Origin of the sequence: Magnetovibrio blakemorei, from assembly GCF_001746755.1 — a bacterium.
In the GTDB taxonomy this organism is placed as follows: domain Bacteria; phylum Pseudomonadota; class Alphaproteobacteria; order Rhodospirillales; family Magnetovibrionaceae; genus Magnetovibrio; species Magnetovibrio blakemorei.
In genome coordinates, this window is the sequence record NZ_MCGG01000035.1 from 1 (window position 1) to 14184 (window position 14184).

The 14184-nt window shown below is 44.9% G+C and carries 13 protein-coding genes and 1 pseudogene; 13 read left to right on the plus strand and 1 reads right to left on the minus strand.

Going from position 1 to position 14184, the window contains the following annotated elements:
- The 13 genes and pseudogenes from BEN30_RS10845 to BEN30_RS10900 form a co-directional block, all read left to right on the plus strand.
- Nucleotides 1-821: pseudogene (locus tag BEN30_RS10845) on the plus strand (IS3 family transposase); the annotation flags it as partial.
- Between the two features lie 387 nt (nt 822-1208).
- Nucleotides 1209-2243: a UDP-N-acetylglucosamine 4,6-dehydratase (inverting) gene (gene pseB / locus BEN30_RS10850; RefSeq protein WP_069958373.1), complete on the plus strand. Its 1035-nt coding sequence runs from the start codon at nt 1209-1211 to the stop codon at nt 2241-2243.
- The gene (locus BEN30_RS10855) at nt 2243-3109 is read left to right on the plus strand and encodes an aminotransferase class I/II-fold pyridoxal phosphate-dependent enzyme (RefSeq protein ID WP_281201834.1); all 867 of its coding nucleotides are present in this window, start codon (nt 2243-2245) and stop codon (nt 3107-3109) included. Before pseB ends, BEN30_RS10855 begins: the two co-directional genes overlap by 1 nt.
- Complete coding sequence (locus BEN30_RS19215) at nt 3078-3458, plus strand: DegT/DnrJ/EryC1/StrS family aminotransferase (RefSeq protein ID WP_407655970.1); 381 nt, start codon at nt 3078-3080, stop codon at nt 3456-3458. The genes BEN30_RS10855 and BEN30_RS19215 overlap by 32 nt, the downstream gene beginning before the upstream one ends.
- A gap of 16 nt (nt 3459-3474) precedes the next feature.
- A complete protein-coding gene (locus BEN30_RS10860; RefSeq protein ID WP_069958374.1) occupies nt 3475-4626 on the plus strand; it encodes an N-acetyl sugar amidotransferase in 1152 nt (383 codons plus the stop codon).
- A complete protein-coding gene (gene hisH, locus BEN30_RS10865; protein WP_069958375.1) occupies nt 4623-5240 on the plus strand; it encodes an imidazole glycerol phosphate synthase subunit HisH in 618 nt (205 codons plus the stop codon). Before BEN30_RS10860 ends, hisH begins: the two co-directional genes overlap by 4 nt.
- 24 nt (nt 5241-5264) lie before the next feature.
- Nucleotides 5265-6011: an imidazole glycerol phosphate synthase subunit HisF gene (gene hisF / locus BEN30_RS10870; RefSeq protein ID WP_211563367.1), complete on the plus strand. Its 747-nt coding sequence runs from the start codon at nt 5265-5267 to the stop codon at nt 6009-6011.
- Entirely contained in the window at nt 6008-6733 is a 726-nt protein-coding gene (locus BEN30_RS10875; RefSeq protein WP_069958377.1) for a cytidylyltransferase domain-containing protein, read from the plus strand. The genes hisF and BEN30_RS10875 overlap by 4 nt, the downstream gene beginning before the upstream one ends.
- Nucleotides 6734-6766: 33 nt before the next feature.
- On the plus strand, nt 6767-7393 hold the full coding sequence (locus BEN30_RS10880) for a pseudaminic acid biosynthesis-associated methylase (RefSeq protein WP_069958378.1): 627 nt from the start codon (nt 6767-6769) through the stop codon (nt 7391-7393).
- Nucleotides 7326-8864 carry a UDP-2,4-diacetamido-2,4,6-trideoxy-beta-L-altropyranose hydrolase gene (gene pseG, locus BEN30_RS10885; RefSeq protein WP_084005408.1) on the plus strand — a complete coding sequence of 513 codons (1539 nt, stop codon included), beginning with the start codon at nt 7326-7328 and terminating at the stop codon, nt 8862-8864. Before BEN30_RS10880 ends, pseG begins: the two co-directional genes overlap by 68 nt.
- Nucleotides 8865-9190: 326 nt before the next feature.
- A complete protein-coding gene (gene pseI, locus BEN30_RS10890) occupies nt 9191-10267 on the plus strand; it encodes a pseudaminic acid synthase (RefSeq protein ID WP_069958380.1) in 1077 nt (358 codons plus the stop codon).
- Nucleotides 10264-11898: a capsular polysaccharide export protein, LipB/KpsS family gene (locus tag BEN30_RS10895; RefSeq protein WP_069958381.1), complete on the plus strand. Its 1635-nt coding sequence runs from the start codon at nt 10264-10266 to the stop codon at nt 11896-11898. Before pseI ends, BEN30_RS10895 begins: the two co-directional genes overlap by 4 nt.
- Entirely contained in the window at nt 11895-13643 is a 1749-nt protein-coding gene (locus tag BEN30_RS10900) for a hypothetical protein (RefSeq protein WP_139134987.1), read from the plus strand. The genes BEN30_RS10895 and BEN30_RS10900 overlap by 4 nt, the downstream gene beginning before the upstream one ends.
- A gap of 309 nt (nt 13644-13952) precedes the next feature.
- Here the strand turns inward: BEN30_RS10900 and BEN30_RS10905 are convergent.
- Nucleotides 13953-14184 (minus strand): transposase family protein (locus BEN30_RS10905; RefSeq protein WP_139134988.1); only part of this gene is annotated, 232 nt, incomplete at its 5' end.

Genomic DNA, 14184 nt, shown 5'->3' on the forward strand with positions numbered 1-14184 from the left:
AGCCTTACCGTGAGCACGGCATGAGCAGCGCCAGTTTTTATAAATGGCGCGCCAAATACGGTGGCATGGATGCCTCATTGATATCGCGATAAAAGAGTTGGAGGCTGAGCATGGCCGTCTGAAGAAGATGTATGCCGAGGTCCAACTTCAAAACGATGTAATCAAGGAAGCCATGGCAACTGGGTTTATGCTGTGCTTTCTATATCTGCGCGACGTGAAGGGCATTGGCTGGAACCATAAACGGGTCTACAGGAGTTGAATTGAACCTGAAGATTCAGCCGAAGAAACGCCTGTATCGGGATAAACCGGAACCTTTGGCGGTGCCTGATGCCATTAATGAAATTTGGTCGATGGATTTTATGCATGATCAACTTGGTGATAGCCGGAGCTTTCGCGCCTTCAATGTGATTGACGATTACAATCGCGAAGGGCTGGGCATCGAGGTCGACTTCTCGCTGCCTGCGGTCCGTGTCATTCGTGCCCTTGAGCAAATCATCGAATGGCGGGGACCCCCCCGTACACTTCGGTGCGACAATGCCCCCGAATATGTCAGTTCTTTGTTGGCCGCCTGGACTAAAAGACGAGGCATTAGCCTGCAGTTTATCCAGCTTGGCAAGCCACAACAAAATGCATATGCTGAACAGTTTAATGGCACTGTCCGATATGACTGGCTGAACCAGTACATCTTTGCAACGATTGAGGAGGTTCAAGATGCCGCGACCAAGTGGCAGTGGACATACAACAACGAACGATCCAATATGGCCATCGGTGGCATAACACCAATACAAAAGATGACCATGGAAAAAACCATGGTCGCCTAACCCGTTCTACTTCTAACGGCCCCTAAAAAGGGGGGATTACAAGTTAAACTGCCCGATGAAGAATCACCTCAGTTTTATCGCCAAATATAAGCCGAAGCCAACGTCGTCTTCTATGCCTGTCTCACTTGCAGATGTGGATCACACAACCGTAAAACAACCAGAATTCAGATATCCTTTATTGAAGCACACAAAAGCCTTGACCCAAGCGTTCAGAATGTGAACAATAAATTCGTATAGGCTTGATAGGGACAGCATCACTATTCCCACCCAGCCTGCGGTAGCTTGCCTATATCTTGGCGCTAGGTCACTCCCGTACATTGCAAGCATTTGCCTCACAAACTAAAGATTGTTTAATTTCACTGCCAAATTAAAACAAGAGTTTCCAGCATGAGCGATCATATTTCCAAGTTCAACACCCCGTGGCCTGACCTTAACGGAAAAAACATACTGATTACAGGAGGCACAGGCTCGTTCGGTAAATATTTTGTCCGCGCCGTTTTGGATAACTTCCGCCCCAATCGCCTAATCATCTTCTCACGTGATGAACTCAAGCAATTTGAAATGGCGCAAGAATATTCTGAACAGGAGCATGAAAACCTTCGATTTTTTATAGGTGATGTTCGCGACCAAGACCGTTTGGAAATGGCCATGCGCGATGTTCATATTGTGATTCATGCCGCCGCAATGAAGCACGTGCCGGCGGCAGAGTACAATCCGTTTGAATGCATCAAGACCAATGTTATTGGTGCTGAGAACTTAGTCAAAGCCGCGCTTAATTGTGGTGTACAAAAAGTGATTGCATTGTCCACGGACAAGGCCGCAAGCCCTCTGAATTTGTACGGTGCGAGTAAACTTGCATCAGATAAAATATTCATTGCTGCAAATTTTCTCAGTGCGGCTAAGGCCCCAAGCTTTTCAGTTGTGCGCTACGGAAATGTAATGGGTTCCCGTGGTAGCGTTGTTCCATTTTTTGAGAAACTTCGTGATCAAGGGGCAAAATTCTTACCCATTACCGATCCACGCATGACTCGGTTTTGGGTTACCATCGAGCAGGGCATTAATTTTGTGCTGTCGTCTTTGGCACTAATGCATGGTGGTGAAATATTTGTCCCCAAAATCCCAAGCACGGACATGCTGAGTATCGCAAAGGCCATCGCACCTAACATCCCAACTAAAATCATTGGCATTCGTCCAGGCGAGAAGCTTCACGAAGTGATGATCACTGCTGACGACGCTAGAAATACAATATCAATTAAAGACCGCTACATCATCACACCAGCCTTATCTTTCTGGAAACCTGACATTCATAAATTTGAAGGTTCATCAATGGTAGATGATGATTTTAACTATGCCAGCAACAATAATTCACATATTTTATCTATAGAAGAAATCAAGAGCTTGTTGGCAAAGTCACGTTCGTGATGAATCTCGCCTCTCCATTTCTCCCATACGGAAAACAGTGCATTGACGACGACGACATTCAATGTGTCGTAGATGTGCTGAAAAGCGAATGGCTTACGTGTGGCCCAGCAGTTTCTAAATTTGAATCTGATTTTAAAGAGGTTACTCGTGCGTCGCACGCTGTTGCCTGCTCAAGCGGAACGGCCGGATTGCATCTTGCTGCTCTCGCTTTAAATTTAGGTTCTAATGACGCCGTTATCGTACCCACAACTACATTTCTGGCAACAGCTAATGCAGTGCGATACACTGGCGCAGAAGTGGTGTTCGCAGATGTAGATCCGCATACGGGTCTGCTAACAGCAAACACTCTTCAGTCATGTCTTGATACAAATAAAGGCATGCCAATCAAGGCCGTATTTCCTGTCCATCTAAATGGACAGTGCGTCGACTTAGCTTCCATTAAAAGCATTGTAGAATCTAATAACCTAGCTGTTGTTGAAGATGCTTGCCATGCCATTGGAGGAACGTACAAAGGCGCAAATGGCAAAGTCCTCCGCGTGGGAGATTGTTCCTTAAGCGACATGACTGTGTTCTCATTACACCCAGTGAAAACTGTCACTATGGGAGAAGGTGGGGTTGTAACCACAAATAGAGAAGATCTAAATTCACGCCTCCGCCTTGCACGCAATCATGGAATGGACCGTGATGTAGACTCGTTTGAGAATCGTGAATTCGCCTTTGATAAAACTGGGCAGCCGAACCCTTGGTATTACGAGATGCACCAGCTTGGATTTAACTACCGAGCCACTGATATTCAGTGTGCCTTAGGTTCTAGCCAAGTTAAAAAAACTAAAGATATTTGTCGCCCGTCGCAGAGAACTCGTTGAATGTTACGACACCCTTCTAAAACCCTTATTCCCTAATGTTAGGCCTTTAGCACGGAATCAAAACGGCGAGTCAAGTTGGCACCTTTATGTCGTGCATATAGATTTTCAAACTCTTGGAATCGAGCGTTCTGAAGTAATGAGACTGTTGGCAGAACATGGCATTGGGAGCCAGGTTCACTATCTACCCGTACACAGACAGCCATATTATGAAAAGCGCTATGGTAACCTCGACTTTACAGGTGCAAACCAATATTATGACACATGCTTGTCCTTACCTTTATACCCCACAATGTTAAATGACGATGTAGCTCATGTCGTTAATTCACTAACGTCTATAATATTAAATTAATGTTTACGGATTCACGATGATAACTTACTGCAATAAATGTCTTTATCCAAATACTAAACCAGACCTTCATTTTAATGACCAAGGGATCTGTAGCGCTTGCCAGTCATTTGAAAATAGAGGACAAGTTGACTGGGAACAGCGTCGCAAAGATTTTTTGAATATTACAGATAAATACAAATCCAAAAACGGCAGTAACTACGACTGCATCGTCCCCGTTAGCGGTGGAAAAGATAGCACGTTTCAAGTCATCCGCTTGCTTGAACTTGGCCTAAATCCTCTATGTGTCACAGCAACAACAGATTCTCTCTCCGACATTGGCCGAGAAAATATTGAAAACATCAAATCGTTGGGTGTTGACTACCAAGAAATAACACAAAATCCAAAAATTAGACGTAAGATTAATGCGACTTGTCTACGTGAACTTGGTGATATTTCATGGCCTGAACACGTCGCTATTTTTACGCTCCCTGTGCGAGCCGCAGTTCAACACAAAGTCCCACTGATTGTTTGGGGGGAAAACCCTCAAAATGAATATGGCGGCCCTGCTGCGTCTGGACAAAGCGATACGCTCAACAGACGCTGGCTGGAAGAATTTGGTGGTCTAATTGGTTTTAGGGTTTCCGACCTAGTCGGCCAGAATGGAATTGAGCAACACCACCTCCTTTCTTACAGATACCCATCTGATGATGAACTACAAAGTGTTGGGGTAACTGGCGTTTTCCTAGGCTACTTTTTCCCGTGGGATGGCTTCACAAATGCATTATACGCCCAATGTCATGGGTTCAAAACATTCCCAACGTGCGTCGAGGGTTCAATTGCAAATTACGAAAATTTAGATAACCACCAAACAGGTATTCACGACTATTTCAAATTTCTAAAATTTGGATTTGGGCGTGCGACGGATATCGCCAACAATCATATTCGGCGAGGGCGTTTGACCCGTTCTGATGCGTTATCCCTGACTCGCTTGCATGATGGTGCGTACCCATGGACATGTCTAGGTAAGCCTCTTGAAGAGATTCTTCGAGATATCAATATGAGCTTGGATGAATTCGACAAAATTTGCGACCGCTTCACCAACAAGAAGCTGTTCCGCACCACCAACGACGGCTCACTTATTAAGGATGCTGGCGGCAACCTTATAAAGATAAATTACGATAACGAATGACCCGTGTCGCCATTGTCAACAACGGCCTGTCTAACCTGGACTCCATTTTTCGTGTGCTCCAAGAATGCGGCGCCAATCCATTCGTCACCTCAACTCCAGCCGAGTTGCAGAACGCCACAAGGATCGTATTGCCTGGCGTAGGTTCTTTTGGGAAAGCGATGCAAAACCTTCGCGAAACAGGCCTGGCCGATCAACTTCAAGAAATGGTTGTCACTGATGGCGTACCCTTCATGGGCATCTGCCTCGGCATGCAATTGGTTACCCAAAGCAGTGAAGAGGATGCCGGTGTTTCAGGTTTAGCATGGGTAGACGCCAAGGTTAAAAAACTCCAGACGAGCTCTCCGACAGAACGTATACCCCATGTTGGCTGGAATGAAATTTTTCCCTCAGATAATGTTCCTCTTTTCGAAGGCATACCTGCCGGCACTGATTTTTATTTTGTTCATAGTTATCATGTGGATTGCGGCGATGTAACTTTGCCGATTAGCCACACCCCGTATTGTGGTGACTTTGTTTCTGCCATTGCCAAAGACAATATCATGGGGGTTCAATTTCACCCTGAAAAAAGCCAGAAGGCTGGCTTTCGTCTGCTTAACAACTTCTTGAAAATTTAACTGCAGATGCTCAAAACTCGGATTATGCCAACACTCCTTTACAAAGACACAACCCTTGTTAAGGGGGTATCTTTCGATTCTTCACGTCGTGTAGGCACCGCTATGCAAGCCGTAAAAGTATACAATTATCGTGAAGTTGATGAGTTGGTGTTTCTCGATATTTCGGCCACGAAGGACAAGCGTTTACCAGACTTCAGCCTTATTGATGATCTAGCGGATGAGTGTTTTATGCCCTTGGCAGTAGGGGGTGGGATAAGAAGCATTGAAGACGTCCACCAATTGTTAAAGGTTGGGGCCGATAGGGTGGTTGTGAATAGTGCTACTGTTGATGTCCCTGGACTTATCAGTGACATTGCAAACACTTTTGGTAGCCAATCTGTTGTGGTGTCTATTGATGCCCGCAAAACCAGTCCCGGTAATTATGAAGCCTATGTAGAATCAGGCTCCCGCCCAACTGGACACACACCGATAGAACTTGCAAGACAAGCTGAGAACACGGGCGCTGGCGAAATCTTGATCTGCTCAATTGATCGGGACGGCACAATGGATGGCTACGACATTGACTTAATCAAAAACATTGCCTCTTCGGTCAGCATTCCTGTTATTGCATCGGGTGGTGCTGGAAATTACAAACATATGAAAGACGCCTTGGATGCAGGCGCCTCGGCTCTTGCAGCGGCAAGCATTTTTCACTTCACCGAACAAACGCCATTGGAAGCTAAGGATTACCTTCAGTCGTTGGGAATCCCTACCCGAAGGTCATTCAAATGAAAACCGTTGCAATCATTCAGGCGAGATACGGATCATCGCGATTACCAGGTAAAGTGCTAGAGAATATTGAAGGCCAAACCGTTCTTTCTCATGTCATTGAAAGGTGCCGCGCGACCCGTGGCATTAATCAAGTCTGTTGTGCAATTCCCGAAACACAGGATTCAGATGGCGTGGCCCATGAAGCTATACGTGCAGGCGCCATAGTGGTTCGTGGCTCTGAACTCGATGTCCTAGGGCGCTTTATGAAAGCCGCAAAAGATGTTCATGCTGACGTCATTATGCGCGTGACTTCAGACTGCCCTGTTACTGACCCAGAGATTAACGCACGTGTGATCGATATCATTCATGACAACAATGTTGATTATGCGTGCAACAACATGCCCCCTGTATGGCCCCACGGACTTGATTGTGAGGTTTTTTCCTTCCAGGCGCTCAGTCGCGCCTTCAAAGAAGCTCATGAACCCTACGATCGTGAACACGTTACGCCTTGGATGCGCAGCTGCCCCGATATGCGTAGGAAAGTTCTTGCCGGACCTGAAGTCAGCCTCGCAGGCTTAAGGTGGACCCTAGATTATCTGGAAGATCTCCAGTTTTTTCGCGCACTGTTTGCGAAATCCTCAACTGATAGAGCAAAGTTAGGATATCAAGCAATTCTATCCGTACTGGAAAAACATCCCGAAATTGCTCAGATTAATGCTGAAAAGGCGAGCAGGAACGCCTGATTGTGTGAGCGCCTTGCTAAGGAGAGCCGAAATATGAATGCCAATAAGCAACTAGATGCTTGGCGTGGTTCGTTTGGTGATGAATACACCAAGCGGAACGTAGCTGATAATGCTTCTTTACACCCTAGAATTAGGATGTGGACACGCATCTTAAAACCATTAATTGGTGACGAGCCCTCAAATATTCTTGAAGTAGGTGCAAACCTAGGTCTCAATATGCGTGCGCTTCGTACCATCAGCGCTGCGAAGTTGACCGCTGTTGAGCCAAACCCTACTGCACGTCAACAATTGATCAATGATGGGGTTTTAACAAACGAAGATGTGCATGACGCGACAGCCGACGCACTTCCTTTTGCTGACAATACCTTCGATCTCGCTTTTACGAGCGGCGTAATGATCCATATTGCACCTGAAAACCTAGGGCAGGCCTGCGATGAGATCCACCGTGTCTCATCAAAATACATTATGTGTTGTGAGTACTACTCTGATAAAGAAGAAGCTATTAGCTATCGTGGTCAAGATGGGCTGTTGTTTAAACGTGATTATGGTGACTTCTGGCTGAACCGCCATACAGATCTCATACTAATGGATTATGGTTTCTTTTGGAAAAAAGCCACAGGTCTCGACAATCTCACTTGGTGGCTTTTTAAAAAGGGCTAAAATCATTTCTTTTGCCGTTTTCAGAGTCGATGCAAGCCCCCAATTGGGTGGCGGCCACGTTATTCGTTGCCTCTCTTTAGCTGCTGCATTTACTCGAGCAGGATGGAACTGTGCAATTGCTTGCTCCGCACAGACTGTGGAAATGATGTCCAACCTCGCGGAATCCGCTCATGAAATCCTTATCCTTGACGACTTCGGCTCAAACGAACAAGACGCGATCACCCACCACTGGCCTCAGGGGTGTTCTATACTGGTCGTTGATCACTATCAAAAAGATATCTCTTTCGAAACAGGGATGAGAATCTGGGCTGATAGAATTCTTGTATTAGATGACCTAGCGAACCGTCTCCATGATTGTGATTTTCTTTTAGATCAAACATTAGGCCGCAATAAATCCGACTACATGTCTCTGGTTCCTGATCATTGTACCCTTTTATTGGGTTCGCACTACGCCCTTTTACGATCGCAATTTTTCAATATGCGCAAGCACGCCCTGAGCTCCCGTTCAGAACGTACGTCTATAAACCGTATATTGGTAAGTATGGGGGCAAGCGATCCGCAAAATGTAACGAATAAAGTGCTGCAGGGCATTGCTCTCTGGAATCCCAATATCAGCATTGATGTCGTAATTGGCCCCGGAGGGCCTCCACTCCAAGCGGATAATAAAGCAGGAAATATTCGCATTTTGAAAAATGTGGATGATATGGCCACACTAATGGCAAAGGCAGACCTTGCAATCGGTGCTGCTGGAACTTCCTCTTGGGAACGCTGTTGCCTTGGTTTACCGTCATTGTTGATAATCACCGCAGACAATCAAAAAATGGTCGCGCATCAGCTTGAACAAGCTGGTGCAGCTATTATCGTTGGTTTTCATGACATGGTTTCTGCGATCGACATTTCAAATGCGATCCAAAATCTAACTGTTAGCGTCTCGGACTTTCAACATATGTCACAATGTGCCGCATCCGTCTGTGATGGCTTGGGACATCATCATGTTCTGTTATCAATTTTACCCCAAGTCATAGCTGCGGATGGGAAAGCCGTTTCGCTAAAGCTGGCGATGCTTGCAGACACCGATTTAATGTACCGTTGGCAATCAAATCCGAACTTACGAAAACACTCTCGTCAGCCCCTCTCCCCCACCTATGATGAACATGTCTCATGGGTTGAGGCATCGTTATCAAACCCTCGGCGCATGATACTATTGATTATGCACGCAGGAATATCCGTTGGCATACTGCGGTTTGACAAACTTAACGAAGCCAACAAATACGAAATTTCAATTCTAATTGATGATAAGTATCAAGGCCTCGGCATTGCTTCGGCGGCTCTTTCTTTGGGCCGTGCATTACACCCATCTAGCCAAATTATAGCAGAAGTCCACATTGAAAATAAGGCCTCACGCACGCTATTTCTCAATGCCGGATATGTCCCTATAGATGAAACACATTATTTGAGCGAGCCCATGTAACCAAGCCACCTGAATCTAAAGTTCAGCACATAAGGGCACCTTTTAAAGTAGAAGTTTAGAAGTTTGGGCCTGTTGAAATAAAACAACTATATTAGATATATATATAGCAAAACTGGATATTTTTAGAGATACCTATACATTCTTGTTACAACGATGCAGAATTCGGTGTGAAGTGAACATCTTAATGCGAATATTGTACTAGCAGCATCTTAACATTCTTTTTTTTGTGCGTGGCACAATTGCCAAGGATGATATGAATATCACACAACTTATCTGCAAAATGAGTTTCTATAAGCAGATCTTATGTTAGGCGTTAACCACTAGTGATGATAAAAAATAACCACACAATTTTTATTGATGGACGCCCTATCGGAGATGAGCATCCGCCTTACGTGATTGCCGAAATGTCTGGCAATCACAATGGTGACATCAATCGTGCTTTAGCCTTGATTGTGGCAGCAAAAAAGTCTGGTGCAGATGCAATCAAACTTCAGACTTATACTGCAGATACAATTACGATTAATCATGATTCGAATGACTTTATGATCCATGAAGGGGCATGGAATGGTCGCACCCTGTATGAATTGTATGAAGAAGCGCATACACCATGGGAGTGGCACGAAGAACTTTTTGCAAAGGGCAAAGAAATTGGAATCACCATTTTCAGCAGTCCGTTTGATACAATATCTGTCGATTTTCTAGAAACACTCGGTGCCCCAGCCTACAAAATTGCCTCATTCGAGATTGTCGATTTACCGCTCATTAAAAAGACCGCGTCTATGGGAAAGCCCCTTATTATCTCCACAGGCATGGCCGACGAAAAGGAAATTGAGGCCGCTGTATTTGCGGCAAAAGAAGCAGGATGCAAAGATCTTATCCTTCTTCATTGTATTAGTGGTTATCCATCGCCTTGCGAAGATAGTAACCTTCGCACAATCCCTGACATGAGAAGTCGTTTCGAAACACACGTTGGACTTTCCGATCACACCTTAGGTACGGCAGTGTCAGTTGCAGCCGTTGCGTTGGGAGCTTGCGTTATAGAAAAACATTTCACACTTTCACGTGCAGATGGAGGCCCTGATGCCGCTTTCTCTCTCGAGCAAGACGAACTAACCACATTGACACAAGATTGTTTGAAATCCTGGAAAGCTTTAGGGGTTGCTGGATATCATCGCAAACCTAGCGAACAGGTAAACGCGCCTTTCCGCAGGTCTCTATATGTTGTTGAGGACATGTGCGAAGGAGACCTTTTCAACAACACTAACGTCAAGTCCATTCGGCCCGGTTATGGCCTTGCGCCAAAACTTCTGCCGGAAGTTCTTGGGCGTCGCGCCACTAAACCCATTAACCGTGGCACGCGCTTGAGCTTTGATTTGATTTCTCCTAGTGTCTGCGAAGAATGACCAGCCCAATCCTTAAGCTTTTTAGCGGACAAGCCTGGAAACGGGTGGCCCTTCGAACAATTCGGAACCTAAACGAAAATCAACAACGCAAACGCGTTTTAGATCTCTACCATATTCTCGGACCGGTTTCTTCAAGCGACTCACAATTGGCTATTGTTGCAGACGGACTGTGGGATAACCCAAACCATTTTTTCAGATTACGCCTCTTTTTGGAAGCGCAACCCAATATAGCTTCCATGAAGCTAATCGGTATCGTGCGCACTTCCGGTGATCGGACAATTGAAGTACTTAAGACACTTGGATTTTCGCAATTCGTGATGATTGATGAAAACCCATTATATTGCCCGAGCACTTTCGCAGGCAAAGCGCAAGAGATGCTGGAATCCGTTAATTCTCATTGGGACCTACTGAATTTAACTCTCCCTTACGGGGTGCCAGCTTATACTTTCTATGACACTGTTCTAAAAATTGCAAAACATCCGCACCCTCCCCTTAACTCTCCTCTTTGGGCACAATGTCTTGCCGAATTTTTGTCCTACTGCGCTATATATGATGCGCTTTTTAATAGTGAAAATATTACACAAGTTGTTTTAAGCCATCCTTGGAAAAGTGAATATGCCACATTGTTCTGGAGAGCGCTTACTGAAAACAAACCGAGTTATCATTTAACCGGATACTGCGATGGAATCAGAATTCGCCTTTTTAAAAATACGGATGAATATTCAACGCCAATAGAAATACTGTCGTTTGATGAGTTTTTGAATTTACCAATTCCCGTTCACAAAAAATTAGTTGAGAATGGTCGTCAATACCTAACACAGCGTGAATCAGGTTTGAGCTCCGATATCAATGCACAATATGCCTTTCACCCCGAGACTCGAGCGTCTTCAAAAAAAGAATCCCTAAAAGCTCTAAATATAAAGCCCGGGCGAAAGCTTGGGGTAATATATTCGCATGTGTGGTTCGATTTTCCACACACATATGCAATGAAGAATTTCACAGATTTCCAGGACTGGATAAAATTCACCATTGATATCATAAGTAAGAGTGACGATATGGACTGGCTGTTAAAACCCCACCCGACAGAGACATGGTATGGTGGGGTTACTCTTAAAGAAATGTGCGGTGATTTACCGCCTCATGTTCATGTTACTCCGCACACAACTGACTCCCTCATGGTTTTGACAGCTGCTGACGTTGTTGTGACAGTACATGGTACAGTAGGGATGGAAGCTGCTGCGCACGGAGTTCCCGTAATTGCTGCTGATCATAATTCTTATGAAGAATGGGGATTTGTGCATCAGGCAACTTCTCGAGACAATTATGCCGAACTCCTTAAAGCGGCGCACAATTTGCCTGCCGTAACCAATGAACAACGAGAACGCGCCCTTGCTCTAATTTCTATTACTATGTCCCCAATGCCAAGGGAATGCGGGGGACTCAAGATCTTGTGTGACTCTTCTGGCCCACAGTTGCACAAAGACATCGTGAATTTTTATACCAATAACATTGATGCAATAAATTGCGAGCGAACGAACATTGGAACATGGCAGCATGAATCCTCCTCAAGCTATGCAGTATCCGTAAAATTAAAACATTTTCTTGACCAAGGCCTAGGTTCTCATTTATGAATTTTCAACAACGCATCATCCGGCTAATTCGTCAATCTATTGAATGGCTTCCAGACCGTTATTTTGCACATAGACATCCTGGCCCATTTTTTTTCCAATTGATCCGCCTGTTTGCACCAATCATTCAACATTTGACTCCAAATGATAAGTGGTCACTTGGTGCGCATTTACCTTTTTGGCTAAAAGCGTTGAGCGCACGCCCTATTGGTCCGCGACCAAACTCCAAACGAATATTTATATTCAGTGCCTATAGGACACAGATCACGCATGATTTGATGCTTGCAATTTTTCTTGCGTGGCGGGGGCACAAAATTACATTCGGCTATCTGCCCAAACTGCAAAGTCCCATTAAAGAGCCGATCATTGATCACCCAAGCGCCAAACCGTATCTCAAAGCCGTTTTCAAAAATATTGAAAAGTTGAGTGATGGTAAAATTAAGTGTGTCGACTTATCCGATATCTCGGTGAATGAATATTTCATTGATGAAAAGATGCTTTATGATCAGGTGTTGAGCGATACGATCATGTGCATTCGGTGTGAAACGGTAGACAGAAACGACCCCGAAATAGAAAAAATATGGAATTACTACCAAACTCAGGCACGTTACGCTCATGCCTTGGCACGAACATATTTGTCGCAAAACACGAAAGAATTTGATCTCGTTTTGGTGGGGAATGGAACAACATTTGAAACAGCCCATTTCTGTCAAGCTGCGAGAGAATTGAATATTCCTGTAAATACGTTTGAGAAATTTGATTTTAGATGCAAGAGGGTCATAAATCATGGTGACCACTTCCTCGCATTTGAAGATATTAACGATGTTTGGAAACAGCGTGAAAAGCTTGGATACAATGCGGAAATATTTCGCTCATTTGCCGTCAAACGCGCGAAGGATCTTCTTAATGAAAGAAAACGTGGTGCTACGGACAATTGGGGCTGGTCTCTCCAAAAATCACCTGATCAAGCACTCAAGGAAGGGCTAGATGAGGCTGGCGTAGGGGATGGGCGTAAATTTGTCTTACTTTGCACGAACGTTCCATATGATGCAGGTTATTCTTTTCTCCTCGGTTTATTCCCCAGCATGAAAGATTGGCTCATAAGCACGGTCCAATATTTATTGGAGAATACAGATATTCATGTGGTCGTAAGAGCCCATCCAGGTGAAGCCGATGGTCTTCGAGCAAAAGAACGTAGTGAGCATATATTAGCTGAATATATAGGCCATGAACGGCTAACGGTCATACCTGGAAGTCAAAGCACAAATACATATAATTTAATAGAGGCATGTCACTTCGGAATTGTATTTGCGTCTACAACAGGTGTTGAAATGGCAATATTAGGTAAAGTCGCTGTCGTAGGATCGACAGTCTATTACGGCAGACGCGGCTTCACTGTTGACAGTGATAGTATCGAAGCGTTTTTACAAAACGTCAAAAGACTTGCTGATATTGACGTTATTCCACGTATCGATGAAGAACAGTGTAGAGAGGCCGCTGTGTTCCACTTCATTTTTTATTTAGTGATGTTATGGCCTTATCCTTATCATAAACCAACAGAAATTAGAGATCAGGCAATTCCCCGTTTAATTACAACAGATAGCATAAAAACATACATACCCTTTTTTGACGCAATTTCTCTAAGCAAAGAAGAATGGGGCCTTCGCATTGGAGAGTTTTTGACACCTAATGGAAAAAACCATGTTCCAGTGCCTGAGGCAATAATGAATAATAAGGGGCTGACATAGATAAGGAATTTTCTTTATGAATGTCAGATGGTTAGAAAAAGGCGGAAAAGCAGGCTTCCTGCAAGTATTCAACAAGACCTGATTCGGCATTTCGTGGCCGGTGCATCGGCCCGTTCGGCAGCCGAATTATGTAGCGTGAATCGCAACTTGGCGATCTTGTATTTCCACAAGCTGGACACCCGCATTAACCCAAGAATTTTAGCGCTTTGGGCTCGGATATCCGATTTTGGCAGATATTGCTCGAGGTTTTGGTTCTCCGATCACGTTGATCGGGCTGTTTTGCTGTGAGTTTCCGCGCTTTGGGCGGACTCATCCCATGGCGGCGCGGCGTTCATGGAAGATCAGGCGGTCCATGTTGTAAGCGAGGTTGGCGAGGGTCAGTTTGGCCTCTGCCCGCTTGATGCCGATGGTGCGGATGAACAGACCGAAACGGTTTTTCTGGTGGGCGAAGACGTGCTCCACATGGGCACGGATCGATGATTTCTTGGCGTTGGCTTTACGCGTGGCTTCGGGCATCGCTTTGCCCTTGGGCTTCTTGCGA